This is a genomic window from Actinomyces sp. oral taxon 849 str. F0330, from assembly GCF_000239715.1.
Taxonomy (GTDB): domain Bacteria; phylum Actinomycetota; class Actinomycetes; order Actinomycetales; family Actinomycetaceae; genus Actinomyces; species Actinomyces johnsonii.
In genome coordinates this window covers 1-501 of record NZ_JH470423.1, presented here as the reverse complement: position 1 = coordinate 501, position 501 = coordinate 1, and the positions used below count along the sequence as shown (strand labels likewise).

The window sequence follows — 501 nt, the reverse complement described above, 5'->3', positions numbered from 1 at the left end:
GATGGGTCTGCGAACCCAGTTCATACTTCGGCGGCTCTCGGTGATGATGAGGGTGTGGATGGTCGGCGAGGGGGTATGGGCGTAAACCTGCCTGCGCCACGGCCTGGCCGTGGGAAGCTGCCCCATCTGGATCTGAGCCCGGCGCTGGACCATATCCCGCCCCGACATCCGACCCGGAGGACGATCGAAGGCCACCTTGGCCTTGTCCCGCTCACGGAAACTCGCCCGACGCAGCGCCCCCTCCAACTCATGGAACATCCGCACCTCACCCGCATCGGGCTCCCGATCCCACGGATAACTCAGACTCAGCAGACGATTGAGCCCGCGCTCCTCACGCCTGAACAACTTGGGCGCCTTCTCCTCCACCTTACGGTTCAGGCTTGCCTCCTGCTTCGGGTCAGGGGGGACCTCCTCATGGGGGGAGAAGGGGATGTGAATAAGCTTCGGCATGCTCTGTTGGGCTTGTTGGGTGAGTTGTTGGCGGGCCCCTCGAGAAGCGGC

The 501-nt window shown here is 63.9% G+C and carries 1 protein-coding gene; it reads right to left on the bottom strand.

The window, feature by feature from the left end; all coding sequences use genetic code 11:
• Nucleotides 1-450, bottom strand: a 450-nt coding sequence (locus HMPREF0975_RS14445) for a hypothetical protein (protein ID WP_198009199.1), incomplete at its 3' end; no start/stop codon positions are given.
• Between the last annotated feature and the right edge of the window lie 51 nt (nucleotides 451-501).